At 62.6% G+C, this 25,264-nt stretch carries 20 protein-coding genes and 1 tRNA gene; 15 read left to right on the top strand and 6 right to left on the bottom strand.

Annotated elements, in window-relative coordinates:
• Positions 1-37: 37 nt before the first annotated feature.
• Genes BM136_RS04770 through BM136_RS04760 form a run of 3 tightly spaced genes read left to right on the top strand, consistent with a single transcriptional unit; the run spans position 38 to position 2,929 of the window.
• Positions 38-1,099, top strand: a complete 1,062-nt coding sequence (locus BM136_RS04770) for a hypothetical protein (protein ID WP_139219349.1) — start codon at positions 38-40, stop codon at positions 1,097-1,099.
• 31 nt (positions 1,100-1,130) lie between these two features.
• Positions 1,131-2,195: a hypothetical protein gene (locus BM136_RS04765; RefSeq protein WP_092970783.1), complete on the top strand. Its 1,065-nt coding sequence runs from the start codon at positions 1,131-1,133 to the stop codon at positions 2,193-2,195.
• A gap of 8 nt (positions 2,196-2,203) precedes the next feature.
• Entirely contained in the window at positions 2,204-2,929 is a 726-nt protein-coding gene (locus BM136_RS04760; RefSeq protein WP_139219348.1) for a glycoside hydrolase family 16 protein, read from the top strand.
• Here the strand turns inward: BM136_RS04760 and BM136_RS04755 are convergent.
• Complete coding sequence (locus BM136_RS04755; protein ID WP_092970781.1) at positions 2,910-3,986, bottom strand: glycosyl hydrolase family 18 protein; 1,077 nt, start codon at positions 3,984-3,986, stop codon at positions 2,910-2,912. The two genes, BM136_RS04760 and BM136_RS04755, sit on opposite strands and share 20 nt — an antisense overlap.
• A 385-nt stretch (positions 3,987-4,371) precedes the next feature.
• Between BM136_RS04755 and BM136_RS04750 the strand changes: the two genes are divergently transcribed.
• Positions 4,372-5,796 (top strand): sensor domain-containing diguanylate cyclase, encoded by a 1,425-nt coding sequence (locus BM136_RS04750; RefSeq protein WP_254775639.1) that lies wholly within the window; start codon positions 4,372-4,374, stop codon positions 5,794-5,796.
• Between the two features lie 56 nt (positions 5,797-5,852).
• Here the strand turns inward: BM136_RS04750 and BM136_RS04745 are convergent, their stop codons facing one another.
• Positions 5,853-7,064 carry a sensor domain-containing phosphodiesterase gene (locus BM136_RS04745; RefSeq protein ID WP_092970779.1) on the bottom strand — a complete coding sequence of 404 codons (1,212 nt, stop codon included), beginning with the start codon at positions 7,062-7,064 and terminating at the stop codon, positions 5,853-5,855.
• 296 nt (positions 7,065-7,360) lie between these two features.
• On the opposite strand from BM136_RS04745, the gene BM136_RS04740 reads away from it, so the two are divergent.
• The 6 genes from BM136_RS04740 (at position 7,361) to BM136_RS04715 (ending at position 14,095) form a co-directional block, all read left to right on the top strand.
• The gene (locus tag BM136_RS04740; protein WP_092970778.1) at positions 7,361-8,749 is read left to right on the top strand and encodes an ATP-binding protein; all 1,389 of its coding nucleotides are present in this window, start codon (positions 7,361-7,363) and stop codon (positions 8,747-8,749) included.
• Between the two features lie 39 nt (positions 8,750-8,788).
• Positions 8,789-9,157 carry a response regulator gene (locus tag BM136_RS04735; protein WP_092970777.1) on the top strand — a complete coding sequence of 123 codons (369 nt, stop codon included), beginning with the start codon at positions 8,789-8,791 and terminating at the stop codon, positions 9,155-9,157.
• Positions 9,150-9,761: a chemotaxis protein CheC gene (locus BM136_RS04730; RefSeq protein ID WP_092970776.1), complete on the top strand. Its 612-nt coding sequence runs from the start codon at positions 9,150-9,152 to the stop codon at positions 9,759-9,761. The genes BM136_RS04735 and BM136_RS04730 overlap by 8 nt, the downstream gene beginning before the upstream one ends.
• A gap of 39 nt (positions 9,762-9,800) precedes the next feature.
• Entirely contained in the window at positions 9,801-11,222 is a 1,422-nt protein-coding gene (locus tag BM136_RS04725; protein ID WP_092970775.1) for a response regulator c-di-GMP phosphodiesterase, NosR family, read from the top strand.
• 134 nt (positions 11,223-11,356) lie between these two features.
• Positions 11,357-12,364: a substrate-binding domain-containing protein gene (locus BM136_RS04720; RefSeq protein ID WP_254775638.1), complete on the top strand. Its 1,008-nt coding sequence runs from the start codon at positions 11,357-11,359 to the stop codon at positions 12,362-12,364.
• Between the two features lie 81 nt (positions 12,365-12,445).
• The gene (locus BM136_RS04715; RefSeq protein ID WP_175537078.1) at positions 12,446-14,095 is read left to right on the top strand and encodes an ATP-binding protein; all 1,650 of its coding nucleotides are present in this window, start codon (positions 12,446-12,448) and stop codon (positions 14,093-14,095) included.
• Between the two features lie 242 nt (positions 14,096-14,337).
• On the opposite strand, the gene BM136_RS04710 is transcribed toward BM136_RS04715, so the two are convergent.
• Positions 14,338-14,422, bottom strand: a tRNA-Leu gene (locus tag BM136_RS04710).
• A 171-nt stretch (positions 14,423-14,593) separates the two neighbouring features.
• On the opposite strand from BM136_RS04710, the gene blaOXA reads away from it, so the two are divergent.
• Positions 14,594-15,421 (top strand): OXA-22 family class D beta-lactamase, encoded by an 828-nt coding sequence (gene blaOXA, locus BM136_RS04705; RefSeq protein WP_092970773.1) that lies wholly within the window; start codon positions 14,594-14,596, stop codon positions 15,419-15,421.
• 9 nt (positions 15,422-15,430) lie between these two features.
• Here the strand turns inward: blaOXA and BM136_RS04700 are convergent, their stop codons facing one another.
• Positions 15,431-16,156: an ArsR/SmtB family transcription factor gene (locus tag BM136_RS04700; protein WP_092970771.1), complete on the bottom strand. Its 726-nt coding sequence runs from the start codon at positions 16,154-16,156 to the stop codon at positions 15,431-15,433.
• A gap of 150 nt (positions 16,157-16,306) precedes the next feature.
• Between BM136_RS04700 and BM136_RS04695 the strand changes: the two genes are divergently transcribed.
• The 3 genes from BM136_RS04695 (at position 16,307) to mctP (ending at position 20,422) form a co-directional block, all read left to right on the top strand.
• Positions 16,307-17,668 (top strand): MFS transporter, encoded by a 1,362-nt coding sequence (locus BM136_RS04695; RefSeq protein WP_254775613.1) that lies wholly within the window; start codon positions 16,307-16,309, stop codon positions 17,666-17,668.
• 1,066 nt (positions 17,669-18,734) lie between these two features.
• Positions 18,735-18,914, top strand: a complete 180-nt coding sequence (locus tag BM136_RS04690; RefSeq protein ID WP_024978098.1) for a DUF3311 domain-containing protein — start codon at positions 18,735-18,737, stop codon at positions 18,912-18,914.
• On the top strand, positions 18,914-20,422 hold the full coding sequence (gene mctP, locus BM136_RS04685) for a monocarboxylate uptake permease MctP (RefSeq protein ID WP_092970767.1): 1,509 nt from the start codon (positions 18,914-18,916) through the stop codon (positions 20,420-20,422). Before BM136_RS04690 ends, mctP begins: the two co-directional genes overlap by 1 nt.
• A gap of 95 nt (positions 20,423-20,517) precedes the next feature.
• Here the strand turns inward: mctP and BM136_RS04680 are convergent, their stop codons facing one another.
• The gene (locus BM136_RS04680) at positions 20,518-21,639 is read right to left on the bottom strand and encodes a sensor histidine kinase (RefSeq protein ID WP_092970765.1); all 1,122 of its coding nucleotides are present in this window, start codon (positions 21,637-21,639) and stop codon (positions 20,518-20,520) included.
• Positions 21,640-21,893: 254 nt separating this feature from the next.
• On the opposite strand from BM136_RS04680, the gene BM136_RS04675 reads away from it, so the two are divergent.
• Positions 21,894-24,284, top strand: coding sequence for a hybrid sensor histidine kinase/response regulator (locus BM136_RS04675; RefSeq protein WP_092970763.1), 2,391 nt, complete (start codon positions 21,894-21,896; stop codon positions 24,282-24,284).
• Between the two features lie 650 nt (positions 24,285-24,934).
• Here BM136_RS04675 and BM136_RS04670 read toward each other — a convergent pair.
• On the bottom strand, positions 24,935-25,264 hold a 330-nt coding region (locus tag BM136_RS04670), incomplete at its 5' end, for an IS3 family transposase (RefSeq protein ID WP_139219346.1).

The raw sequence follows: 25,264 nt of genomic DNA, 5'->3' as shown, positions 1-25,264 counted from the left end.
AAGATGAATACGCGGAGACGGCCGGGGGAGCTCAGACATGGTTCGTCGTTCTATGCGCTGGACGGGCGCAGTGTTTCTTACGTGCGCGGCTTTGCCGATGCTTGCGGTGGCGGGCGAGGCCGATCTGTTCTGCGAGCTGTCGGGCGTGCAGGCCGACGCGGAATCGAAGGTGCTCGACGCACCGTACGCTTTTGTCAATGTGGGCAATCCGTCCATCTCCAACAAGGTCGTGTCGGCGGGTGTGAGCAAGAGCCTGTCGCAGGCCCGGCGCGCGGGTCTGGTCCAGGAACGCGCGGCGGCCGAGTGCGAGGCCTATCGCTCAGGTCTGGCGCTCAAGGAGTCGGTGGAAGGCGTGCCCGCCAAGATCGAGCTGCATTCGTTGGCGGAGCGGAAACTGGGTTTGGAGCACGCGCTGCAGGCCGCCGAGCGCAACCTCGTTACCGAGCAGGCCCTGCTAGCGAGCAATGACGCCACGCTGGCCGATCTCACGGCGGCGCTGCGCCTGCGCGACGGCATTGCGATGGATCTGGCCGCACTGCGCCAACGTCAGGCCGAACTGTCCACGGCCGCCGACCCCGCTCAACGCCCGCTGAGCGAACTCGTGAGTCAGAACGCCACCGCCCAGGCGCGCGCTGCTCAACTGGCTTCGCGCGCGAGCGCCACGCTCGGCTGGGACGTCACCATCCTGGCGGGCATGCGCCACGATTTCACATCGGGTTCACAGTCGCCGTTCATCGGGCTCACTGCGTCGCGCAGCTTCGGCTATGACGCCTCCGTGCGGGCGTCGGACCGGGTGGGCGAACTGACTGCCAAGCTCGTCGGCGAACAGCGCGACGGTGCATATCAGCAAGTCCTGCGCATGAGGCAGTCGCTCGAAGGCGCGCTGAGCGCCGAAACCCTGCGTCAAGGCAGCTTGGCGCAACGCAACTCGGCCATCCAAACGATGATCGAACGCGCCCAAGGCGTGGACACCAATGCCGCGCGCCGCCTGCTGCGCAACATGTCGGTGGAGAGTCTGACCACCTCGGCCGAGCTGGCCGCCAGCAACGCGCGCATCCAGGACATCGGCACGTGGCTCAAGGCCAATCCGACCAACTGATTTCGAACTCATCAACCTGCGGGGCACCTCCATGATTGCCGCCTTCTCCAACTACTTTCAGTCGAAGATGCTCGTCGTCTATCGGTTAGCGTCCTTCTTTGTGCTGATCGCCATCATTGGCGGTATCTTTGGCTACATCGCGCTGCTCTTCTTCTACCTGCAGAGCAACAACTGGGGCGCGCCGCTCGTGATCTCGCCCGCGCAGGAGCGCGTGCTGTCGTATCAGCCGCAGGTGGCGCAACTGCGCGCGCAGCTCGACAAGCAACGCACAGATTTGGTGGACCTCACCGCGCAGCTCGCCGTCAAGCAAGAGGGGTTGCAAGCGCTCGACGCGCTGATCGCGCGCACCACCGAGGCGCAACAGCGCCAGATTCAGAACATGTCGCATGTGTCGAAAAACCTCAGCCGGCTGGTCAGCCTCAAGTCGGGTGACATTGCCGACAGCGAGCGCGCGCACGCGCAGCTCAAAGGCATGATGGCTTCGACCGATGCAGAGATGCGCGCGGGCCTCATCTCCAAGGAAGACGCGGCCGCGCGCATGGTGACGCTGCAATCGTCGGCAAATGCTTTGACGGACTCCAAGATCGCCGCGATGCAGGTGGGCGTGAACTCCACGCAGAGCCGCGCGGTGATGTCCACGCTGGGCGGCGCGGCGGACGACCTGCAAACCATGACCACGCTGGCGCAGACGCAGCAGATGATCTTCTCGCGTATGCAGCTCAAGGCCGAAATCGATTCGGCACAGGGGAACCTGGGCGTGCTGCGCGCGGGCATTAAGGAGTCGGAGCGCATCCTCGCGGTGGCTATGCGCTCGCCGTACTACAAGGCGCTCACACAGCCGGTGTCGGTGGCCTTCGTGCCGTACGAAAACATGGAACGCGCCAAGGCGGGCGAGCCGGTCTATGACTGCATCCTGCAGATCTTCCTGTGCAAGCAGGTCGGCAAGGTGGCCGCCACTTACGATGCCGAGGAATATGCAAAACATCCGCTGTTCCGTTACGACCTGAAAGGCAAGCTGGTCGAGGTGAACTTCACCGATCCGGCTTCGAGCACCAGCCGCGTCGTCTTCTTCGGGCGCAAGCCGCTTTTGCTGTGAGGCGCGCCATGTTCCGTCGACTGGTTTGTCTGCTCGCGAGCCTGACGTGTGCATGCACGGTAGCAACGGCGCGGGAGATCACGTTCTCTGGTCAGCAATGGGTGGTACGTTCATCCGGCGGCCAGTTGAGCGGGCCCGGTCCAAACGTGTTCTCGGACGGGCCGGATGCGGTGCACGTTGATGCGCAAGGGCGTTTGCGCATGGCCATCGTCAAGGCAGGACAGGGCTGGCACAGCGCCGAAGTCACGCTCTCGCGCCCGCTGGGCTACGGCACCTACGAGCTTGAAGTGGAAACCGATCCATTCGGCATGGACCGCCAGGCCGTCTTCGGTTTCTTCACCTATAGCAGCGCACCGGAACAGGCGCACCGCGAGCTGGATGTGGAGCTGTCGTACTGGGCGCGGCCAGACGAGCCGAATAACGCGCAGTTTGTCGTGCAGCCGTCCGGTACGCCAGACACGCTGCGCCGCTTCGAGGTCAACCAGGGGCACGTGACGTATCGCATCCGCTGGGAGCACGGCCTGGCCGAGTTCAGCGCTACGGCGGCCGACGGCGCGGTGTTGCAGCACTGGTCTCGCACCGCGGGCGTGCCCGATGCGGGCGACGCGCGCCTCCAGTTGAACCTGTGGCTGTTTCGGGGCAAGCCGCCGCAGAACGGGCAGCCGGTGGATTTCGTGATGCGGGCGTTTCGATTTACGCCCGGTGCCCGGTCGCCTAGTGGATTGCAGCGGTGATGGCACCCCAGAAGCTCGTGTCTTCCGCACCCAGCACCCACATCGATACGCCGGCCAGGTTCAGCGTGTTGGCCATGGCGGCCTTGGTCTGCAAGCCTTGCGCGGTCTCGTACCAGACCTCGTGCGCGCTCCCATCGGTGGCGGTGTAGTTGAAATGAGCGGACTGCGTAGCGGCGTCCCATTGGGCCGTAGCGCCGGTCGTGGCAATCAACGTGGGGATGTCTTTGAAGGCGACCGAGGTGCCGGTGTTCCGCGTGCGATTCCAGTCGTAGCCGTAGGCCGGTAGGCCCAGCAGCAACTTGGTCGACGGCACGAGGCTCGCGGCGTACTGCAGCGCTGCGAGCATCCAGTCGCTGCCAGCCACCGGGCCGGGCTGGCCACTGGGGATGTGCTCGTCGTAGGTCATCACCTGGATGAAGTCGGCGCTCTGGCCGAGGGCGGCGTAGTCGTAGGGCCACGTCCACGTGTTGCCGATCACGTCTGCGCTCTTGGCCGGCAGGCTGAGCATCAGCGTGGAATGGTTGGCATGCAGTTGCGCCGCCAGATCGGCGACGAAGCTGGTGTAGGCGTCGCGATCGGTGGTGTACAGGCCCTCGAAGTCGAGGTTGATACCGGCCAGGTTCTGCGTCTTGGCCAGCGTAACGATGTTCTGCAACGTCGTCGCGCGATTGGTGACGAGCGCGCCGTGCGCAATGACCGGATCGAAATCGGTGCCGAAATTCGTGATACACGCGTATGAAAGCTTGCCCGCCGCTTGGTTACCGGAGAGCAGTGCTGTTGGGAGCGTGCCGTTCAAACTACCGTTTGCATCGGCGCGGATCACATCCACCGAGATGGCAGTGACGGGCGTGGCCGCACTCATGGCCGATGCCATCGACGTTGTGCTGCCCAATGCGTAGCCCAGCAGCACCTTGGGCGCGGCCGCGGCGGTCTTGGTGGACGTCGTGGGGGTGTTCGTCTGCACAGCGGCGCCCGAGTCGGATGCGCCGTCGCCGCCACCGCATCCCGAAAGCATGAGGGCGACACACGCTGCGCCAATCAGATCGAAAACTTTCATGTGGAAACCCCGTTCGTCTTTATGTTCTCCCGGGGTTTATCGGTCCGGCTTCTGGAACCTTGAGACGTCAACGTCTCAGCCATATCGCCTAGGGGCGATGTTGAGATCAGGCGTTTGAATCGGCTGTCAGGCACGAAGCATCGTCGATCTTCTAGACTGTTCTTGACGGGTTTGCTGCGGCCATCGCTGCGGCAGGCCGGCCACGATGAGGGTGGCGTTGATCTATTCGGGCGTTTCGCGGTCTTTCTGACAAGAGCACACGAATATGGCGATCACGGTGAAGAGCAATCACAAGACCAATCGACTTCGCTGGCTTTTCCCCTATTGGGATCACCGCAAGGTGACGACACCCCATGCAATCGTGGCTGCGGGGGTTGTCATCGCGATGTCGATGGTGGTGATCTGTGCGGTGGTGCTGTATCAGAGCCGGCTGGACGCGATGGCCCGCGCCGCCGAGACCTCGCGTAACCTCGCTTTGCTGGCGGAGCGTGACATCGAAAGAAATTTCGAACTCTATACGCTGTCGCTCCAGGCCGTCGTCGACGGCGTGAACGATCCTGAAGTGATGAGCGCGTCGCCCAGGTTGCGTGGCTTTGCCTTGTTCGACCGTGCCGCAACCGCAACGTATCTGGGCTCGATGCTGGTGCTGGATACCGAGGGCAATATCGTCATTGATTCCGCTGGCGACGTGCCGCGCAAAGCCAACTTCTCTGATCGCGAGTACTTCAAAGTCCATCGCGACAATCCGAACGTCGGGCTGTACGTTGGCGATCCCTACGCGTCCCGCTTGCGGGATGGGGCGCCAAGCATTCCGCTCAGTCGGCGGCTGTCGCGGCCGGACGGCTCGTTTGCCGGCGTTGTGCTGATCGCGCTCCAGCTCGAATATTTTCACAAGCTGTTTGCCGCGCTATCCCTGGGGCCGCACGGATCAGTCGCGTTGATTGCACGAGACGGCACGATGGTCATGCGGCAGCCCTACGATGTGAAGGTCATTGGGCGCAATATCCGCAACGCTAGTACGTTCAAGCAGTTCCTATCGGCGCCGGAGGGCAGTTTTTCGGACACATCGACACTCGATGGCGTCGAGCGGCTGTATTACTTCAAGAACCTGCCCAACCTGCCGCTCATCATCATGGTGGCGGAAGCACATGCCGACATCTACGCGGCCTGGAAGCGTCGCGCGCTGATCATCGCCTTGCTGATGGCCGCGCTGGCACTTGGCTTCATCGCGCTGTCCTTCGCCTTCGGGGCACAGTTGCGGCGGCGCATGCGCGCGGAGTCGGAGCTGGCAATGCTGGCACGCACCGATGGGCTGACGGGGCTGAACAACCGCCGCACCCTTGGCGAAATCCTCGATCAAGAGTGGCGTCGCGCCAAGCGGACGCGCAGCGTTCTGTCCTTGCTCTTCGTCGATATCGATCGGTTCAAGATGTACAACGATACCTACGGGCATCAGGCTGGCGATGATGCCTTGGCGGCGGTCGCGAAGTGCATTGGCGACAATATTCGCCAGCCGACCGACAGTGCCGCGCGGTATGGCGGTGAGGAGTTCGTTGTGGTCTTGCCGGACACGTCGCCAGAAGGCGCTGCCTCCATCGCAGAAAAAATACGCGCGGCTATCTCCAACCTCGCCATCGAGCACAAGGCCAGCGAGTATGGCCGCGTGACTGCCAGCATCGGCGCGGCCGCATGGACGCCGGAACAGGATGTCGATGTGTCGGCCGTCATCCGTGCGGCAGATGCAGCCCTGTACGACGCGAAGGCAACGGGTCGCAACCGCGTTGCTCAGTCAAAGCTGAAGCCGGCCTAGGCGGCACGCATGCGTCGGAACGCAATGGTGAAGACCGCGTGCCCGGCGAGCCCCGACTACACCGTGGTGTTTATCGAAACGGCTTCGAGTGGGCTTGGCCGCCCCAAGAGATAGCCTTGCCCGTTGCGCACGCCCAGGTCGGCCAGCATCGTTTTCTGGGGCTCTGTCTCGATACCTTCGGCGACGAGATCGCATCGTATTTCGTTGGCGAACGTCACCATGGCCTTGAGCAGCGCGCGCTTGATCGGGTCGTCTTCCAGATTGGTCGTCAGGTATGCGTCGAGTTTGATGAGGTCCGGTTTGAGCGCAATGATGTGGTTCATCGTGGAATAGCCGGAACCTGCGTCATCGATCGCGATACGGATCAAGTGGCGACGCAGCGGAAGAAGTGCTTCCTGCAGGCTGGGGTAGTCGTCGACCAGGGCGTGCTCCGTGATTTCCAGTACCACGCGATGAGGCGGGACATCGGGCAGCAATGTTTCCAGCTTGCCGCTGAGTACCGTGGCAGGAGACACGTTGACAGCCAGATAGGCGCCGGCAATCGAGTGCAATGCGCGCAGGCCTTTTTTGATGGCAAGCATTTCGAGTTCAACGCCAAGGCCGACTTCCCAGGCATCTGCAAACCAGCGATACGGTGGCCGTTGCTGCCCACCGGGAAACCGGGACAAGGCCTCAAGTCCGACCAGGTGTCCGTCCACTAAAGACCGTATCGGCTGAAAGTAGATCGAGAGTTGGTCATGTTCGATCGTGCGCTTCACGCGCGACAGTTTTTCGCTCACCTGCTGTGTTGCCGCTTTGTGTCGTTCGATCTGGCGCGCGATCACCCCAGAGAATGCGGTCATGAGTTCCAGGTCGCGGGAGTTCAGAGAGTAGTCGGGTCGGTCACTGAAGCAGCAGAACGTGCCGAACACGGATCCGTCGGCCAATTGAATCGGCACGCTGATGTGTGCGCCGATGGGAAATGCGGCGGTCATGGGCAACTCGCGCGCGGCTGCAAGTTTGGCTGCGTCTTGGATCAGTGGCGGTAAGCGACCGTCAATCACCCGAGTGCAATAGCTGTCAGCCAGCGGTCCGGAATCGCCGACGCTGAAGGGCGGCCGCTCAGCACTGCTATCGACATACCGGAAGACACGTTTTGACTCGACGAACTCAGAGACAAATGCGAAAGGCATTCCCAAATGCGTCCGGACGGCGCGCAGAATTTGCGCAATGTGCGCAGTCGCTTCAAGGTCGGCCTCAATGAGGCTACTGGTGAGAAGGTGCTCCAATTCCTCTCTCTCCTTAGCCGGATCATTTTTCCGGCGAGTGACCGTCTACCCATTTTCTGCATCAGTGGAGCGCCAAGGAGCAGTATGTCGGGACAGCGGTAATACCACACGCGACAAGTGTCTCGCACTTAACTCTAGATTATTTTGCGCAGGCTGCCGACGATCCAGATATTCAAGGGTTAATAGGGATTTGTACGCATCTGCCTGGGCAAAATCCGGCCGATAAACAGAGAGACGACCACGGAATCCAAGTGGCTGATAGCGAACACTATTGCCTCGCAGGAAGCATGCCAAACATGGCAGACATTACCCAACCCCAGTTATCTGATGCCATTGCACAATTGGTGAGTTGCGGCGTGTTTTCCGTGGATCGCCAGATGCAGATCCTGTCGTGGAACCGCTTCATGCAATATCACAGCGGTTTTTCCGGCGAGGATGTGATCGGCAAGGACATGTTCGCACTGTTTCCGGAACTGCCGGAAAAATGGCTGCGCAAGAAAATCGAAAGCGTATTCGTTCTGGGTGTCTCTGCGTACACATCTTGGGAGCACCGCCCGTATTTGTTCCGTTTTCGTCATACGCGGCCCATTACCGACACGATTGAATGGATGCAGCAGAACTGCAGCTTTATTCCGATCGAAGATGGAAATGGTGTGGTCATCGCGGTGGGGATTACGTTGCTCGATGCGACGGACGTATGCCTTGCCTATGGCGAGCTGAAGAAGCGCGAAAAAACCGTAACCGATGCGCTTCAGGAACTCACTGTGCGTAACGCCCAACTCTCCGCGCTGAACGAAGAGCTGGCCCAGGCGCATCAACAACTGCTGCAGTCGGAAAAGCTCGCCGCCATTGGCCAGCTCGCCGCCGGTATTGCGCACGAGATCAATAACCCCGTGGGGTTCGTGCTCTCGAACCTGAACAGCTTGCAGCGCTATATGAGCACGCTGCTCGATTACGCACGCAGCCTGGATCAGCTGATTGGCCAGCATGCACCGTCACTCGACGCACAGCTCTTGGCGCTTGCGCAGGCGGCCGACATCGAGTTTCTGGCCGAAGACGCTCCCGCGCTGGTGGCCGAATCGCAGGAAGGCCTGACCCGCGTGCGCGACATTGTGGTGGACTTGCGCGATTTCTCACGCGTCGACAGTGCCCACCAGTGGGATCAGGTGGACATTCACCGCTGCATCGAGTCGACGCTCAATATCGTCCACAACGAGATCAAATACCAGGCTGACCTCGTGCGCGAGTACAGCGAACTGCCGGCCGTGACCTGCATCCCGTCGCAGATCAATCAGGTGGTGCTGAACCTGGTGGTCAACGCGGCGCAGTCGTATGCGGGCAAAAGCACCCAGGGCGGCGGGCGCGGCACCATCACCGTCCGCACCGGAACTGACGCAACCGACGCTGCATCGATCTGGTTTGAGGTAGCAGACGCCGGCAGCGGCATCGCGCCCGAAAACCTGAAGCGCATCTTCGACCCGTTCTTCACCACCAAGCCGGTCGGCAAGGGCACCGGGCTGGGGCTGTCGCTCACCTACGGCATTGTCAGAGCGCATGGCGGACGCATCGACGTGTCGAGCACGGTGGGTGTGGGCACGACCTTCCGCGTGACGTTGCCACGATGCAGGCCCGAAGCTCCGCCTGTCGAACAACAACCGCTGGCCGCTACCGCGCTGGCTATATAACGCAAGCCTCACGCTTTACGCCTGAAGGGGGACAACATCATGGCGCTACCCGTGCTCGTTGCCGACGATTCATCGTTGGCGCGCAAGCTTCTGATCAACGCATTGCCTGATGACTGGGATGTCGAGGTTACGCAGGCATCCAACGGTGCGCAGGCGCTGGAGCTGTTTCGTGCCGGTAAGGGCACGGTCGTTTTTCTTGATCTGACCATGCCGGACATGGACGGCTTCCAGGTGCTCGAACACATCCGCAAGGCCGGCGACGACGCCTTCGTCATCGTGGTGTCCGCCGACATCCAGTCGGGTGCCGTCGAGCGCGTCAAGGATCTCGGCGCCATCGGCTTCATTCCGAAGCCCGTATCGGCTGAGCGCATTGTTCCGATCCTGCGGGGGTACGGTCTCTATGAATGACCTGACACTGAATGAAGACCAGCGCGACGCTCTGCAGGAAATCGCCAATATCGGGATGGGTAAAGCGGGGGCGGCACTGGCTGAACTGCTGGGCGCCTTTGTGACGCTCTCGGTGCCGGGCATCAAGCTTGTCAACGCGGCACAACTGAAGGTGGAGCTGCTGGGCCGCGACATGGCCGGCGACGCGCCCTCGCCGGTGCGGCAGGCGTTTCAGTCCGATATTTCGGGCGAGGCGATCGTGCTGTTCGGCAAGGACGGCCGCGAAGAACTCGAAGAGCTGATGGGCTACGGCGACGCCGACGTAAACAGCGAAAGCGAAGCCCTGTCCGATATCGCCAACTTGCTCGTGGGTGCTTGTGTGCGCAGCGTCTTCGAGCAGCTCGGCCGCAATCTGTCGTTCTCGCGGCCAAGCTTCGTTCCGGCTGCGGTGCTGCAGCAAGCCTTGTCGGGCGAACAGTTCAATCGTTGGGATGTGGCGCTGTTGCTGGAAGTGCGCTTCACCCTCGAGCGCGGCGGCTTTGTGGCCCAGTTGGTGATGCTGCTACCTGAAACCGCCATCCGAAAAATGAAGCACGCGCTGGAGCAATTCCTGCAGGCGCTTTGAGACGCGCCCCGCCAGCCATCGAACCGTGAGACGCCAGCCATGCTTGTTTACGACGAAGACACCGCGCAAGCGAGCGCGCCCGACATCAAAGCCGCCGCGCAGCCAGAAAGCGCGCCCGCTTCTGCAACGTCTGCGGACGCCACGCCGTTGATCCTGCTGGTGGACGATGAGCCAGGCGTGCTCTCGTCGCTGCGCCGGCTGTTGCGGCCCACGGGCTACCGCGTGATTACCGCCGAGAGCGGTGCGGCGGCGCTCGACATGCTGTCGGTATATCCGGTGGATCTGGTCATTTCCGACATGCGCATGCCCGGCATGAACGGCGCCGAGTTCCTGGCACGTGCTCGTGAGCGTTATCCGGACATCATGCGGATCCTGCTGACCGGCTACTCCGAAGTCGATTCGGCTGTGCGTGCCATCAACGAGGGTGGCGTCTATCGCTACCTTAACAAGCCGTGGGATGACCAGGACCTGTTGCTCACCGTCAAGCACGCGATCGAGCAGCGCACGCTTGCATGCGAGGCGCGCCGCCTGAGCGAGTTGACGCAGCGGCAGAACGAAACGCTGCAGCAATTGAATGCCGGGCTGGAAACCCAGGTGCTGGCGCGCACCGAAGAAATTCGCCAGACCGTGATGTTCCTGGAAGGTGCTCAGCGGGACCAGAAAGCGAACTTCACGAATATGGTCAAGGTATGCGCCAGCATGATCGAGATGCGCTGTGGTGCCATGGCGCGCCAGTCGCTGCGCGTGGCCGATCTGGCGCGCCGCATTGCCATTGAATGCGGGTTGACGGGGCTCCAGGTGCAGGACATCTTCCACGCCGGCCTGCTGCACGGCATTGGCAAATTGTCGCTGCCCGATGCCCTGCTGAATACGTCGCTCGACAGGCTTTCCGCTGAACAGGCACAGCAGTTCTATCAGCATCCGCTGCGTGCTCAGATGGTGCTCACACCCGTGCCGCAGCTCGAGCATGTGGCGCAAATCATCCGGCACCAGTACGAACGCTTCAATGGCCGCGGTACTCCCGACCGATTGGCCGGAACGGCGATCCCGATCGGCGCACGCATCGTGGCTGTCGCACGCGATTTCGAGGGGCTTCTGACGGGCGAGATCATCAAGGACCACGTTTCGGGCGATCAAGCCATGGAGATGGTCAAGGCGCAATCGGGCCTGCGCTATGACCCCGACGTGGTTGTGCGCTTCGTGGCTGTGCTCAGACAGCAGGGCGAGGTGATGCCTGTGCGGCAGATCTCTGCGGCCGAACTGCGGGAGGGCATGCGGTTGGCCGACGATCTGCTCACACGACGCGGCGTGCTGCTCATTACGCGGGACAGCATCGTCAGTGCGCATCAGGTCTTGCAGATCAGGCGCTTCGAAACCCATGAGGATGTGCCGTTCGCGATTCTTGTCTATGCGCCTGTGCCCAATCCCACGGATGCGGCAGACGTGCCACCAGCAGCGTGAAGGATGACCTTCGGGAGGCGGCGATGGTCCCAAGCAGCGGCAAGCGAATGCTGGCATACCTGCTGTGCGCATTCGGGTGGGGAGCGATGGCAGGCCAGGCGATGGCCTCCGGCGGCATCGCCGACGACGCACGCATGCAGCAGATCGTCGCGCGCGCCAGCGAACACGGGGCCCCTTGGGATGGGCCCCAGGCAGGTCCTCGTGCGCAGGTCGGCATCACGCTGGCCGTCGTGAGTGAAGACTTGCGCAACGGCGGCATTCTTGGTGTTGCGAAAGGCATCAAGGAGGCCGCTGGGGCCATCGGCTGGAAGATCCGCGTCTATGACGCCGGCGGGACGCCGGAGGGCCGCAAGCGTGCGATGGCATCGGCCTGGGCGCTGCAACCGGACGGCGTCGTGCTCGTCGGGGGTGACGCGCATGAGATGCAGTCAGAACTGGTGCCCTTCGTGCGGCAGGGCAGGCCCGTGGTCGGCTGGCACGTTGCCGCAACGGCCGGCGCCATCACGGACAGCCCGATCGCCATCAATGTTTCCACCGACCCGATGGCAGTTGCCCGGCTCACGGCCATGGCGGCTGTAGTGGAATCGGCGGGCCACGCCAACGTGGTCATCTTTACCGACTCCAATTTCCAGATCGCCAGCGCAAAGGCTGCGGCGATGGCTGAGGTGATCAGCGCATGCAAGGGCTGCCGCTTGCTGGCCGTCGAGGACGTACCTATCTCGGGCAGTGGGCAGGCCATGCCCGCCGTCATGCGACGTCTGCTGGAGCGGTATGGCCGCGTGTGGACGCATGCGCTGGCCATCAACGACATCTACTTCGATTACGCCGCCGCCGAGCTGACCCGCGCCGGCAAGCCCGACGGCATCCACATGCTGTCTGCCGGCGACGGCAGCGCCGCGGCGTTCCTGCGCATCCAGGCTGGAGCGTTTCAGACGAGTACGGTGGCCGAGCCGTTGAACCTGCAAGGCTGGCAACTGGTGGACGAGGTGAATCGGCTGCTGGCCCATCATGTGGTCACCGGGTATGTGGCCCCCGTGCACCTTGTGACGGTCAAGAACGTCGCTTTCGATGGTGGACCATTCGGGCAATACGACCCGGACAACGGCTACCGGGCCGTGTATCGCCGGATATGGGGCCGTTGAATGCTCAGCGCAGCCGCTGCTATTCGCTGTGCGCGCACGCCGCGGTACGGTCTGTGGCCCAGATCGCTCGGGCGTCAATTCATGTTGGTCGTCGCCATGCTGGCGCTGCTGATCTCGGCAGGCGGCATCACGGCGGTCTATGCGCTGCGCACCTCGGCGGAAGCTACCCGCAGGCTCGCCAGCGAGCAGCTCATGCAATTGCGCGAGGCGCAGGAACTCGTTCAGCGCACGTTGTTGATTGAGCGCGAATCGGCGCAGTTGGAAAAGACCTCGTCGGTGGAAGCCCTGCGCCGGCACTATGCCGAGATCTTGCGCAACCTTGAGGCGTTCGAGCAGTTGTCCGAACGGCTTGCTGCAACCGACGACGATATTGAAGTGCTCGATCTGCATCAGTCAACTCAGCTGTTTCGCAACGTCGTCAATATCGTCGCGCAGTGGTGGGAAAGCGAGCTGCAGCATGCCGGAACTGCCGGCGCGGCTGCACAGGCGCCGGCATCTGAACGCAACCTTGCCGGGCGCCGGTCCTTGGATGCGCTTTACATGCAAGCCGGCGCCATGGTGGTTTCGGCACAGCAGGTGTCGGAGCAGCACACGCGGGCGTTTCAGCAGGCGATGCAGGCGTTGGCGGTGGTTTCCGAGCGCAATCAGCGCTGGGTGACAGCGCTGCTCGCCACCAGCGTGGTGTTTGCCTGCCTGGCGGCTTACGGGTTGCTCGGGCGCCATGTGCTTCAGCGCTTGCTGCAGGTCAGCCGCAGCTTGCGCGAAGGACGTTCGGACGGGGCGCCCAGTGCGGTACCCGTCGATGGCGACGATGAGATCGGTCAGATGGCGCGCGCGGTCGAACAATTCCAGCGTGACCGATGGCAGCTTGCCCTGGCCCACGAGGCACTGCAGGCCGAGCGTGCGCGCCAGGAGCAGCTGCTGCACGAACTGGCCCAGACGCAGGGGCAGCTGCTGCAATCGGAAAAGATGGCGTCGATCGGCCAGCTCGCTGCCGGCGTGGCCCATGAGATCAACAATCCCGTCTCGTTTGTCAAAGCCAATCTGGGCAGCTTGCAGCGATACGTTGGAGGATTGCTCGACGCGCTGTCAGCCTACGAATCCCACGAGGCAGAGTTGGCGCCCGCCACGCGGGCTGCGCTTGCGCAGGTCAAGCTGGCGGCTGATCTCGAGTACGTGCGCGAAGATGTGCCGGGGCTGTTGGCGGAATCCCAGGAGGGGCTGCAGCGGGTCAAGACAATCGTGCAGGGTCTCAAGGATTTCTCCCATGTAGAAGAAGCGCAGCCGCAACCCGCCAATCTTGAAACGTGTCTGGAAACAACAATCAAGATCGTCTGGAATGAGCTGAAGTACAAGGTGGAGCTGGTGCGCGAATATGGCGGAATCCCAGACATCGAGTGCAGGCCCGCCCAACTGAGCCAGGTGTTCATGAACCTGCTGGTCAATGCCGGACAAGCCATTCAGGACCACGGACGCATCACGCTGCGAACTGGCTACGACGCGGACAACGTCTGGGTGGAGGTGGAAGATACCGGGGGCGGTATCCGGCCCGAGCATCTCAGCCGCATCTTCGACCCGTTCTTCACCACCAAGCCCGTTGGCCTAGGGACGGGGCTCGGCCTGTCCGTCTCTTACGGCATCGTGCGCAAGCATGGTGGCCAGATCGACGTGCGCAGCGAAGTTGGCCGTGGCACGTGTTTTCGGCTCGTCTTGCCGCTGCAAAGCCGTTGATGCAGCGGGCGCATTCGACCGCCAGATTCCGATACGGCGCGTTCGTACCCCTTCCAGGAGCCGGCAACGATCCGAGCCGTGTGCTCTGCCTTGCATGGAATCGGCGGCGCCGGACGTCACCAGAGCAATGTGAGGCGATCCAGGACGGTTTGAATCTCGTCTCGGCCCGGACAACAAAAAACCCGCGAGGCTCATCGCCACGCGGGTTTTTTGTCGCCCCTGAACTGCTTGGGACTGTGTCTTGGTGCCCAGGAGAGGACTCGAACCTCCACGGAGTTACCCGCTAGTACCTGAAACTAGTGCGTCTACCAATTCCGCCACCTGGGCTAGGTGAGCGGCGCATTTTACCGACCGCCAAAAAATTTGCAAGCCCTTCTTTTCTGATTGCCAGTTCCGCCAGCGTTACAGCTGTTACGCGTGTGGTGGTCAGCAGGACGGCAACCTCGCTGCTACGCTGCCACGCAGCTATTTGCATTCCCCCCAAACTGAGGTTGATCGATGATGAAACTCCGCCACGCCGCCACCGGCGCCCTGCTGGCCGCGCTTGCCACCTTTGCCCACGCCGAGCACCCGATCTGCACGATCGTGGCCGACGCCGCCACCGGCAAGGCCGTCTTGCACGAAGGCAAGTGCAACGAGCGCGTGACTCCCGCCTCCACCTTCAAGCTCGCACTCGCGGTCATGGGTTTTGACCACGGCTTCCTCAAAGACGAGCACACCCCGGTCGAGCACTTCAAGCGTGGTGACCCCGACTGGGGCGGCGAAGCCTGGCACCAGCCCATCGACCCGGCGCTGTGGCTCAAATATTCGGTGGTCTGGTATTCGCAGCGCATTACGCATGCGATGGGCGCGCAGACCTTCCAGGCATACGTGCGCAAGCTGGGCTACGGCAACATGGACGTGAGCGGTGACCCGGGCAAGAACAACGGCATGGATCGCTCGTGGATCACCTCGTCGCTGAAGATCTCGCCAGAGGAGCAGGTCGGCTTTATGCGCAGGATCGTCAACCGGCAGTTGCCGGTGTCGGCGCGCACCTACGAGATGGTCGACCGTACCGTGCAGACCTGGCAGGTGCCGGGCGGCTGGGCCGTGCAGGGCAAGACGGGCACGGCCGGCCCGGCGCCGGGCAATACATCACCTGATGGCACGTGGGATCAGGCGCACGCTTATGGCTGGTTTGTCGGCTGGGCCAAGAAGGGCGACAAGACTTACGTATTTGCCAACCTGATCCAGGACGACAAGGTGGAGCCGACCTCGGGCGGCATCCGCTCGCGCGATGCGCTGCTTGCCCGCCTGCCGGAAGTGCTCGCCTTTGCAGGGCACTGATCGACGGCGTTATGCGTGACGGTGTTCGGCCTCGCTGCGCACCGTCGCTTCATCCACGCCCAGGCGCTGATGCAATTCCTGCCAGCCCTTGGGCGTGACCAGCACGGCGCGCGAATCGCGTGCGCGCAGCATCCAGCCGACATCGCATAGGCGACGCAGGAACTGCACCCCCAGCGGCCCCGCCAAGTGATGCGTGCGCTCCGTCCAATCCAGGCATTGCCGCGCCAGCCCGCGTCGCGTCGGGCGAATGGCGCACACATCAAGCCCCACGTCGCCAAACCAGGTGATGCCGGCGGGCGTGATCTCGTATTGCTTGTCTGGCATCGGCAGCAGATAGCCGCGTGATTGCAGCGCGTGCGTGACGGCCACGCCCACCTGCCCGGCAAGGTGGTCATAGCAGCAGCGGCAGAAGCCAAGCTCTCGCGCCTTCGGGCTGGGTGTGGCGCGTCGCACGGCCGCTGCGGGCGTGATGGCCGCCAGGTGTTCCAGCGCTTGCGCTACATGTGCCCCGGCCAGCCGAAAGTACTTGTGCCGTCCCTCGGTTTCCACCACCACCAAGCCACCGTCGAGCAACTTGGCCAGATGCGTGCTGGCCGTCTGCGCGGTGACGCCCGCGGCATGCGCCAACTCCCCCGCGGGCAGCGCGCGCCCATCAAGCAACGCCGTCAGCATGGCCGCCCGTGCCGGGTCTGCAATCAGGAAGGCCGTGCCGGAAAAGCTGTTCGGATGCGACATGTCCGACTCCTTGTCATGTGGCCATTCTAGGGAGCTGCGCGCCGCGATGCTTCGACACGCATCGAAGCGTTGCCAAGGGTGCCGGCACTACGCTGGGGCCATCGCTTGCTAAAGCCAAAAACCAGAGGCTCCAAGATGGATGGAATCACGATGCAACACGCGCATGCCAACACCGCGACACATAAGCGCCTGGTGCTGTGCGTGCTGTCGATGGCTGTGTTGGTCGCACAGATCGACACCGCCGTTGTCAACCTGGCGGTGCGCCCGATTGGTCAGTTCTTCCACGCGGAGGTTGGCCCGCTGCAGTGGGTGATCGACGCTTACAACCTCGCCTATGCCGCATTGCTGCTCAGCGGCGGCCTGCTGGCCGACTTGTATGGCCGGCGGCGGGCATTTGTGTCGGGTGCGGCGGTCTTCTCGGTGGCATCGGTGCTGTGCGCGCTGGCGCCGTCGATCGGATGGCTGATCGGGGCGCGTGCGATGGCAGGTGTAGGTGCGTCGTTGCTGCTGCCGGCATCGCTGGCGATCCTGCGGGTGGTGTGGCGCGACCCGGGCGAACGTGCGCATGCACTGGGCGTCTGGGCCGCATGCAACGGCTTGGCCATGGCGATTGGGCCGACGGCGGGCGGCGTGCTGGTTACGCACTTCGGCTGGCGCGCCGTGTTCTGGGTGGTGGTGCCGGTGAGCGTGGCCATCATGGCGTTGGCCGTGCGCGTGGTACCGGAATCGTCCGACGCCGCGCATCGCCGTTTCGATGCGCTGGCCCAGGTATTGGGCGCCATCACGCTGGGTGGCCTGGCCTTTGCCGCTATCGAAGCGCATCAGGCGCCCGTTGTGGCGGCAACCGTGCTGGCCGTGGCGATCTTCGCGCTGGCGTGGTTCATCCGCGTTGAGGCGCGCCACGGCGGGGAGGCGCTGGTGCCGCTGGACCTCTTTCGCGTGCGGGAGTTTCGCGGCGCCATTGTCGCCACGGCGGGCATGACGTTCGGCATGTACGGCGCACTCTTTTTGCTGCCGCTCATGTGGCAAAGCACCGGGCGCTTCAACGTCATTGGTGCAGGCATTGCGCTGATGCCGATGGCGCTGGTCTTCATGGCGGTGTCGCCCCTGTCGGGCACGGTGGCGCGCCGCCACGGCGTGCGGCTGGCCACGGCGGGCGGGGTGGGCATCATCGCGCTGGGGCTGCTCACGGTGGGGGCGTTTGCAGGTGTCGCATCGGTGGTGCCGGCAGCCATCGGGCTGGCGCTCACGGGGCTCGGCATGGGCTTTGCCACCGGCCCGCTGATGGGCGCGGCGGTAGGCGCCGTGGGGCCGGAGCGTTCCGGCACGGCATCGGCGCTTGTCAACGTGGCGCGCATGACCGGGGCGACGTTGGGCGTGGCAATTCTGGGGGCGGTGTATGCCGTGTGCGGCAGCGGCGCATCGGGGTTGCGCGTGGCCATGTTGTGCGGTGGCGCGGTACAGCTCGCATGCGCCGCCGTGGCGTGGCGGCATGGCGCTGAGCGCCACTGAGCGCGCTGCAATGCCCTGCCGCTTTTACGCCGGATTGGAACAGGCAAGGCCATCTGACGCATCGCAAAAAAATACCCGGCGAGGGGATTGCCGGGCTAAGTGGGATGTGAATGCATAAGACAGAATCACCTTACAAGATTTTCTTTGATCAGATTGAAAACAAATTTAAAACACAACACGTTTTTGAGGATTTGCTCTAAAGAAACGGGTGCTTGAGTATCAACCGGTGTGCGGGTTTTTCCTGATGGCTGCGCCATTTTCGGGTTGATGGCAAACGATTTCCTCTTGAAAGAGGAATTTCAATGGCGGTGCCTTTCAAGTAAAAAAAGAAGCTAAAAAACCAAATGAAAAAGACTTTGTTGGATTGAACTGAATTGGGAAGTTGATTCAATCAAATTCCGTTTTTAATTGTCGATCTGACCGGATATGTTCGCCGCCAGGAGCCCATCGGCACGCGCACCACTGCATGAGCAGGCATTTGCATTGATCGAATTTCGGGGCGCGTCGGCCGGCAAGAATTCGGGGCTTTATGTGTCGGTTCAGCGCCGAGGGTTTCAGCTTGAAGTACTCGGACGGCCGCCGCCGGCACGGCTACGACGGCAAGCTCGGCATGCGCTGGAACTGGTAAGCCGGCCGCAACGCGGCAGCGCTGCACCGTGCAGAAACCCTGGGCACGCCAGGGCTTATGCTGCGTCACAACAATCAACGGGGAGCCACTGCGGCTCCCCGTTGTGCTTGGTGCCATGCGGCACCGTGGTGGCTTGCGAGTTTTGCTCACGCGTTTTTCGTTTGTCTGTCATGACAGGAATTCGTGAAAACCCTAGGAAACCCGCACCCACCTTAGCGATTGGTTATTTCATGCGAAAAGCCTACGCTTACTACGTAGTACTACGTGTGGCTGCTGCGTACAGGTGCGGATGGCTTTCCCGGGGGCGCGCGATCAGAGTGCGCCGGATAACAACAAAGGCGGAAAGCATTCCCTCAGACATCCGTCTGGCCGCGCATCGGGCGTGGCACCTCACCTGTTCAAAACAACATCCGAAGTCCCCGAACTAGGAGACAACCCATGAAGTTCTTGCTCGCGCTGCCTTTCATCGGCCTGCTGTGGGTGCCGTTCTACAACCAGGAAATGCCTGCGCTCTTCGGCTTTCCGTTCTTCTACTGGTACCAGTTCCTGTGGGTGCCGATCACCTCGCTGCTGATCTGGATCGTCTTCAAGAACGGTCAGAGCAAAGGAGAAGAATGATGGGCGGACAAATCAACTGGACTGCGCTGGCGGTCTTCATCTTCTTCTTCGCGCTTGTCACGGTGCTGGGTTTCATCGCCTCGCGCTGGCAGCGGGGCAACTCCGACAAGGGCGCCCACATTGAAGAGTGGGGCCTGGGCGGCCGCAACTTCGGCACCTGGATCACGTGGTTCCTGGTGGGTGGCGATTTCTACACCGCCTACACCGTGATCGCCGTGCCGGCACTCGTGTATGCCGTGGGCGCGTATGGCTTCTTCGCGCTGCCGTACACGATCCTGGTGTACCCGATCGTCTTCCTGATCATGCCCAAGCTGTGGAAGGTGGCGCATGCCAACGGTCACGTCACGGCGGCCGATGCCGTGTATGGCCGCTACGGCTCGCGCTCCCTGGAGTTTGCGGTGGCGCTCACGGGCGTGGTGGCGACAATGCCCTACATCGCCCTGCAGCTCATCGGCATGGAAGTCGTGATCAAGGCGCTGGGTTTGACGGGCGAGCTGCCGCTGGCGGCCGCGTTCGTCATCCTGGCGCTGTACACGTATTCCGCCGGCTTGCGGGCGCCTGCGCTCATCGCCTTCGTCAAAGACATCATGATCTACATCGTGGTGCTGGTGGCGGTGGTGCTGGTGCCGGCCAAGCTGGGCGGCTACGGTGCGGTGTTTGCCACCGCGCATGATGCGTTTGCCCTGAAGGGCGGCGCCACGGGCCTCACGCTCAAGCCTGCGCAGTTCCTGCCGTTCGCCACGCTGGCAATTGGCTCGGCACTGGCGGCGTTCATGTATCCGCACACGCTCACGGGCATCTTTGCCGCGCGCAGTGCAGACACTATCCGCAAGAACGCTGTCTTCCTGCCCGCCTATACGGTGCTGCTGGGCTTGATTGCGCTGCTGGGTTTCATGGCTTATGCGGCAGGCATCAAGGTCACGAACAACAACGACGTCGTGCCCGCGCTGTTCAACGCACTGTTCCCGAGCTGGTTCACGGGCTTTGCGTTCTCGGCCATCGCTATTGGTGCACTGGTGCCGGCGGCCGTCATGTCGATTGGCGCGGCCAACCTGTTCACGCGCAACTTCTGGAAGCCTTACGTGGCCCCGGACCTCACGCATGCCGGTGAGGAAAAGGTCGCCAAGGTGATTTCGCTCATCGTCAAGGCGGGCGCTCTGGTGTTCATCCTGTTCCTGCCGACCAAGTTCGCGCTGGACCTGCAGCTGCTGGGCGGCGTGTGGATCGTGCAGACGTTCCCGTCGGTCGTGTTCGGGTTGTTCAACATCTCGAACCGCTTCCGCGCACCCGCGCTGCTGGCCGGTTGGGCAGCGGGCATGATTGCCGGCAGCTGGCTGGCGTTCTCCGACGGCATCAAGCCCGTGCACACCTTTGTGATTGGCGGTGACAAGTACACCATCTACACGGGCCTGGCGGCACTGGCCTTCAACATCATCGTTGCGGTGGTGGTGCAGTTGCTGATGGGCAAGCGTGGGGAGGAAGCCGCTGCGCTGCGTCAGGCGGGCTGATCGACGCTGCGATTCGCAAGAAGGAAGAAAGAAGAGAAGTGGCCGGTACCTCAGGGTGCCGGCCCTTTTTTTTCATGCTGGGCGAGCGGCAACAGTCAAGCCGTCGCCGAAAGAGGAATCCGCACAGTGAACGTCGTGCCGTGTTCCGACGATTGCACATCAATCGTCCCGTGATGCGCCTGCACAATGCAGCGGCAGATATACAGGCCAAGCCCAATGCCGGCGGCGCTCCCGCTGTGGTCGGGCTGTTTGGCGCGGGTGAGCGGATCGAACAGTGTTGGGAAAGCGGAGGGCGGAATGGGGTTGCCCTCGTTGGAAACGGCAATCGTCATCTGCCCGTCGCGTCCGGCTGCTTCCAGGGTGACCCGCCCCGACCCGTATCGCACCGCGTTGGCCAATAGATTGACCAGCAACTGGCCGATGCGGCTGCCGTCCCAGGTGCCACGAAGTTCGCCCGCAAGGCGCAGATCGATCTGCGCTTCGGGGTAAGACGCGCACACTTCGTCAATGGCATCGCTGCACAGCCGCCCCATATCCTGGGGGCTGAACGTCGTCGGCAGAAAGTCGCCAAGCCGCGTGCGGGTGAAGACGAGCAGATCGTCGATCATCTGTTGCACGCGCATCGCACCTCGCTGTATGAATGCGACCGCGCGTACGCTGCGCGACGACAGCCCGTCGTCATGCAGCAGCGTTTCGGCAGAGGCCAGGATCGCGCCGAGGGGGGAGCGCAGGTCATGCGCCAGCACGCCGGCAAACAGGTCGCGCGTGCGCTCCGTGCGCTGCGCGTGCTGTCGCACCGACTCTGCGAGCATCTGGTCGATGGCTTCGTTGAAGCGGATCATCTCCTGGAACGCCGAAGGGTCCGATTGTGCAAACTGCTGCCACCGATGCAGCACGCTGGCGCGCAGGGCGCGGTATTCCGCCACCACATCGTTGATGTCGAAACCGTGCGAGAGGCGGTCGTCGGCATGTTCGTGGGCCGCCTCATTGAAGCCGGAGTTCGAAGGCGCCCGCTCGCCTCGCGATCTGGCCAGCTGCTGCTCGGGCGTCTGCCGTTCGCGCATGTCTGCGGCAATCCGGCCGAGAAGGTCACGGATCGAATTGCGCAACTGAGATTCGGAAAGACCGGCGCGGCCGCTGCTGACCGTGCGCGCGTATTCCGTCCAGTCGTCGACGATGCCGGCGAGGTTTGCCTGGATAAAGTCGGATAGCGTCATGGTTTTCCTCAATGGTTGCGAAAGCCATGTTGAGACGGGCGATTGGGTGCAATGAGGCCATTGCCCACATGGTGGGAAGGGTCGTTGCCCGTTTTACCGCTACAAGGTATGCAAACTGCGTTCCAGTTGCTAGCCGGGTGTGGAGATGCTCTCCGCCCCGCAACCGCTGACCGCGCCGGTGCGTGAGGGGCAGCCCTGGGCACATTGCTGCGCCTGGCGCTCCTTGCGGCGCTGTCCGCTTACCTGGTACCTGAATGAACGCCGCCGCCTCTTCGTCCTCAGAATTTGGCTCTGCATGGCTTCAGCTGTGGGCCAAATCGACCTTGGATTACTCCATCTTTGCACTATCGATCGAGGGCATTGTCTCGACGTGGAATCCGGGCGGCGAATTCATGCAGGGTTATCGGGCTGACGAAATTATTGGCCAGCCACTCGCACTTTTGTATCCGCCCGAGGGCCGAGCCTCCGGTGCGCCCGAGGCCGCGCTGCATGCCGCCGCCGAGACAGGGCGGCATGTCGAGGAGGGATGGCGCATGCGCAAGGACGGTGCGCCGTTCTGGGCGAATGTCGCCATGACGGCACTGCGTGACAGCCACAACGCATTGATCGGGTTCGGGACCGTGATCAGGGACGTCAGCGACAAGAAGGCCGCTCACGACGCGGTGCTGAAGAGCGAACGCAACTTCCGCCTACTTGTTCAGGGCGTAACGGACTACGCCATCTTCATGCTGTCGACCGACGGGCACATCACAAGCTGGAATGCGGGGGCGCGGCGCATCAAGGGCTATACCGAGGCCGAGATCATCGGTTCGCACTTTTCGCGCTTTTATACGCCAGAGGATGTCGCGGCGGGCGTACCGTTCCGCGGCCTGGAGACCGCCCGGCGCGACGGGCGCTTCGAGGCAGAAGGCTGGCGCGTGCGGCGTGACGGAAGCCGCTTCTTCGCGCACGTCATCATCGATGCCATCTACGAAGATGGCGAGCTGGTCGGGTTTGCGAAGGTCACCCGCGACATCACGGAACGGCGGCACACCAACGAGCAGCTCGAGCAAACGCAAAGGGCGCTGTTCCAGGCCCAAAAGATGGAAGCGCTGGGCAAACTCACGGGCGGCGTTGCCCATGACTTCAACAACGTGCTGCAAGTCCTGCGGGGCAATCTCGAACTGCTCGAGAGCCGGCATGGCCGTGATGGCTGGAGCGCCGAGCGGCTCAGTAACGCCATCGATGCCGTTGATCGTGGCGCCAAGCTCGCCGCCCAGTTGCTTGCCTTCGGCCGTCAGCAACCGCTCGCGCCTGTCGTGATCAACCCTGCCCGGCAACTGCGCGCCATGGACGACTTGCTGCGGCGGGCACTGGGCGAAGCGGTCGAGATCGAATCTGTGGTTGCGGGCGGCCTCTGGAATATCGCGGTCGATCCGCATCAGCTGGAAAACGTCATCCTGAATCTGGCGATCAACGGCCGGGATGCGATGCCGGAGGGCGGCAAGCTCACCCTGGAACTGTCCAATGCCACGCTCGACGACGAATATGTGATGTCGGTCCCCGACGTGTCGGCCGGGCAGTACGTCATGCTCGCCGTCACGGATACGGGCACGGGCATGAGCCCCGACGTGATGGAGCAGGCGTTCGACCCGTTCTTCAGCACCAAGCGCGAGGGTGAGGGCACGGGGCTCGGGCTCAGCATGGCATACGGTTTCGTCAAGCAGAGCGGCGGCCATATCCGGCTCTACAGCGAAGTTGAGGAGGGCACGACCGTGCGGGTCTATCTGCCCCGCTCCACCGGCACGGCGGTCGAGCCTGCACGCTCCAAGGCCAGCGGGCTCAAGCACGGCAATGAGACGATCCTCGTCGTGGAAGACGATGCAAAAGTTCGCGAAACCGTGGTCGATCTGTTGGGCGGCCTCGGCTATGCCGTGCTCAAGGCCAACAACGCAGAGCAGGCATTGGCCGTGGTCGAGAGTGGCGTGCACATCGACATGCTCTTTACCGACGTGGTCATGCCAGGGGCACTGCGCAGTCCAGAGATGGTGCGCAGGGCGGTTCAGATGCTGCCCACGCTGAAGGTGTTGTACACGTCTGGCTACACGCAGAACGCCATCGTCCATGGCGGGCGGCTCGATCCGGGTGTCGAGTTACTGAGCAAGCCTTACAGCCGCCAGCAGCTTGCATTCAAGATTTGCCAGGTGCTCGGAAATGATGGGTTGGACGCGACGGCAGCCGAGGAAGACGTCAAGCGGCTCGACCTCGAAGCGGGCGCGGTATGGGAGCCGGCGCGCTTGCGCATTCTCGTGGTGGAGGACGACGCTTCATTGCGTGGCGCGGTATGCGAGCTGTTGACGCTGATCGGGATCACGCCCCAGCAGGCGGCCAGCGGCGCGCAGGCGCTCGCGGCCCTGCGCGCAGGCTCCGTCGACATTCTGTTTACGGACATCGTCATGCCTGACATGTCCGGCATTGAACTCGCGCAGCGGGCGTCTGAATTGGATCGGCAGCTACGGGTGGTCTTCGCTTCTGGAAACCCCATTCCGAACCACGACACCTTTGCCTTCAAGTGGACGGCACTTCGCAAGCCTTACACGCTCGATCAATTGCAGCACGCACTGCAATCGATGATGGCGCAGGAGCGGATGACAACCGATACATAACCGAGCGTGGACGTTTGAGCGCGGCGTTTGGGCCTCAAAGACTCGTGTTCCACAGTCGGAGGTCTACCCACGGTACTCAAACAGTGGAACGCCACGGTTTTCGCTCAAAAATTTCGACCTCCGAGAGTCGTGCGCCAGGATCAAACTGTCGAGCACGAGCCTTCAACCGTGGCGATCGACTGTTTGAGGCTGGAACGCGGCTCTCCGAAGTCGAAAATTTGAAGCTCGAAGAGCCGAGCGCGAGGTGCGGACTGTGGAGAGCGACTGTTTGACGGTGAGGCTCGACGCTCGGGGGGGCGAGATCGAGTGTTTGAGGGTCGAGCGTGGGGCTTTGGGGTTGGCGCTTGGGTGTCTGAGGGGCGAGCTTGGGTGTCTGGGAGTGAGGCGCGAGGGTTTGGGGGTGGGCTGTGTGGCGCCGGGCCCCGACAAAGACAAATCAGACCTCGGCTGCCGGGCCCGTCGCTATAATCCCTCCGCTGCCGGACCAACGGCAGCCGGGCGTGGAAACCCGACATTGACCCAAGGCGGACAGCATTTTGTCCGAGACGCTTACGCACGCCTGTTTTATGGCGGGCCGGGCGGAGCAGCCTACGGGCTGGCTGGCTTCCTTGGGTGTCAGTTTTCCACCTCCGTGAATCGCCCCGACTTTCCTAGACACCCGCGAGCTGTTGGGAATGGCGTTGTTCGAACTCTACCGGTGATAGACCGTTGGCGCTCGAATGTCGCCGTGTTGGGTTGTAAAACATCTCGATGTAGTTGAAGACATCGGACTTGGCCTCCTGCCGGGTGGCATAGATCTGCCGGCGCACCCGCTCGCGTTTGAGCAACTGGAAGAAGCTCTCCGCCACTGCGTTGTCGTGGCAGTTGCCGCGCCGGCTCATGCTGCACAGCAGGTTGTGCTCGCGCAGGAAGCTTTGCCAGGTGTGGCCGGTGAACTGGCACCCCTGATCGGAGTGAATCAGAACCTGCTGGTGCGGGCG

Source organism: Ralstonia sp. NFACC01 (genome assembly GCF_900115545.1).
GTDB lineage: Bacteria > Pseudomonadota > Gammaproteobacteria > Burkholderiales > Burkholderiaceae > Ralstonia > Ralstonia mojiangensis.
The sequence above is the reverse complement of the archived record's forward strand: the minus strand, read 5'-3'. Positions and strand labels throughout refer to the sequence as shown.

Excerpts from the sequence above, each read along its gene's own strand:
- BM136_RS04770 (WP_139219349.1), top strand. The coding sequence starts at position 38 with ATGGTTCGTCGTTCTATGCGCTGGACGGGCGCAGTGTTTCTTACGTGC.
- BM136_RS04765 (WP_092970783.1), top strand. The coding sequence starts at position 1,131 with ATGATTGCCGCCTTCTCCAACTACTTTCAGTCGAAGATGCTCGTCGTC.
- BM136_RS04760 (WP_139219348.1), top strand. The coding sequence starts at position 2,204 with ATGTTCCGTCGACTGGTTTGTCTGCTCGCGAGCCTGACGTGTGCATGC.
- BM136_RS04755 (WP_092970781.1), bottom strand. The coding sequence starts at position 3,986 with ATGAAAGTTTTCGATCTGATTGGCGCAGCGTGTGTCGCCCTCATGCTT.
- BM136_RS04750 (WP_254775639.1), top strand. The coding sequence starts at position 4,372 with ATGTCGATGGTGGTGATCTGTGCGGTGGTGCTGTATCAGAGCCGGCTG.
- BM136_RS04740 (WP_092970778.1), top strand. The coding sequence starts at position 7,361 with ATGGCAGACATTACCCAACCCCAGTTATCTGATGCCATTGCACAATTG.
- BM136_RS04735 (WP_092970777.1), top strand. The coding sequence starts at position 8,789 with ATGGCGCTACCCGTGCTCGTTGCCGACGATTCATCGTTGGCGCGCAAG.
- BM136_RS04730 (WP_092970776.1), top strand. The coding sequence starts at position 9,150 with ATGAATGACCTGACACTGAATGAAGACCAGCGCGACGCTCTGCAGGAA.
- BM136_RS04725 (WP_092970775.1), top strand. The coding sequence starts at position 9,801 with ATGCTTGTTTACGACGAAGACACCGCGCAAGCGAGCGCGCCCGACATC.
- BM136_RS04720 (WP_254775638.1), top strand. The coding sequence starts at position 11,357 with ATGCAGCAGATCGTCGCGCGCGCCAGCGAACACGGGGCCCCTTGGGAT.
- BM136_RS04715 (WP_175537078.1), top strand. The coding sequence starts at position 12,446 with ATGTTGGTCGTCGCCATGCTGGCGCTGCTGATCTCGGCAGGCGGCATC.
- blaOXA (WP_092970773.1), top strand. The coding sequence starts at position 14,594 with ATGATGAAACTCCGCCACGCCGCCACCGGCGCCCTGCTGGCCGCGCTT.
- BM136_RS04700 (WP_092970771.1), bottom strand. The coding sequence starts at position 16,156 with ATGTCGCATCCGAACAGCTTTTCCGGCACGGCCTTCCTGATTGCAGAC.
- BM136_RS04695 (WP_254775613.1), top strand. The coding sequence starts at position 16,307 with ATGCAACACGCGCATGCCAACACCGCGACACATAAGCGCCTGGTGCTG.
- BM136_RS04690 (WP_024978098.1), top strand. The coding sequence starts at position 18,735 with ATGAAGTTCTTGCTCGCGCTGCCTTTCATCGGCCTGCTGTGGGTGCCG.
- mctP (WP_092970767.1), top strand. The coding sequence starts at position 18,914 with ATGGGCGGACAAATCAACTGGACTGCGCTGGCGGTCTTCATCTTCTTC.
- BM136_RS04680 (WP_092970765.1), bottom strand. The coding sequence starts at position 21,639 with ATGACGCTATCCGACTTTATCCAGGCAAACCTCGCCGGCATCGTCGAC.
- BM136_RS04675 (WP_092970763.1), top strand. The coding sequence starts at position 21,894 with ATGAACGCCGCCGCCTCTTCGTCCTCAGAATTTGGCTCTGCATGGCTT.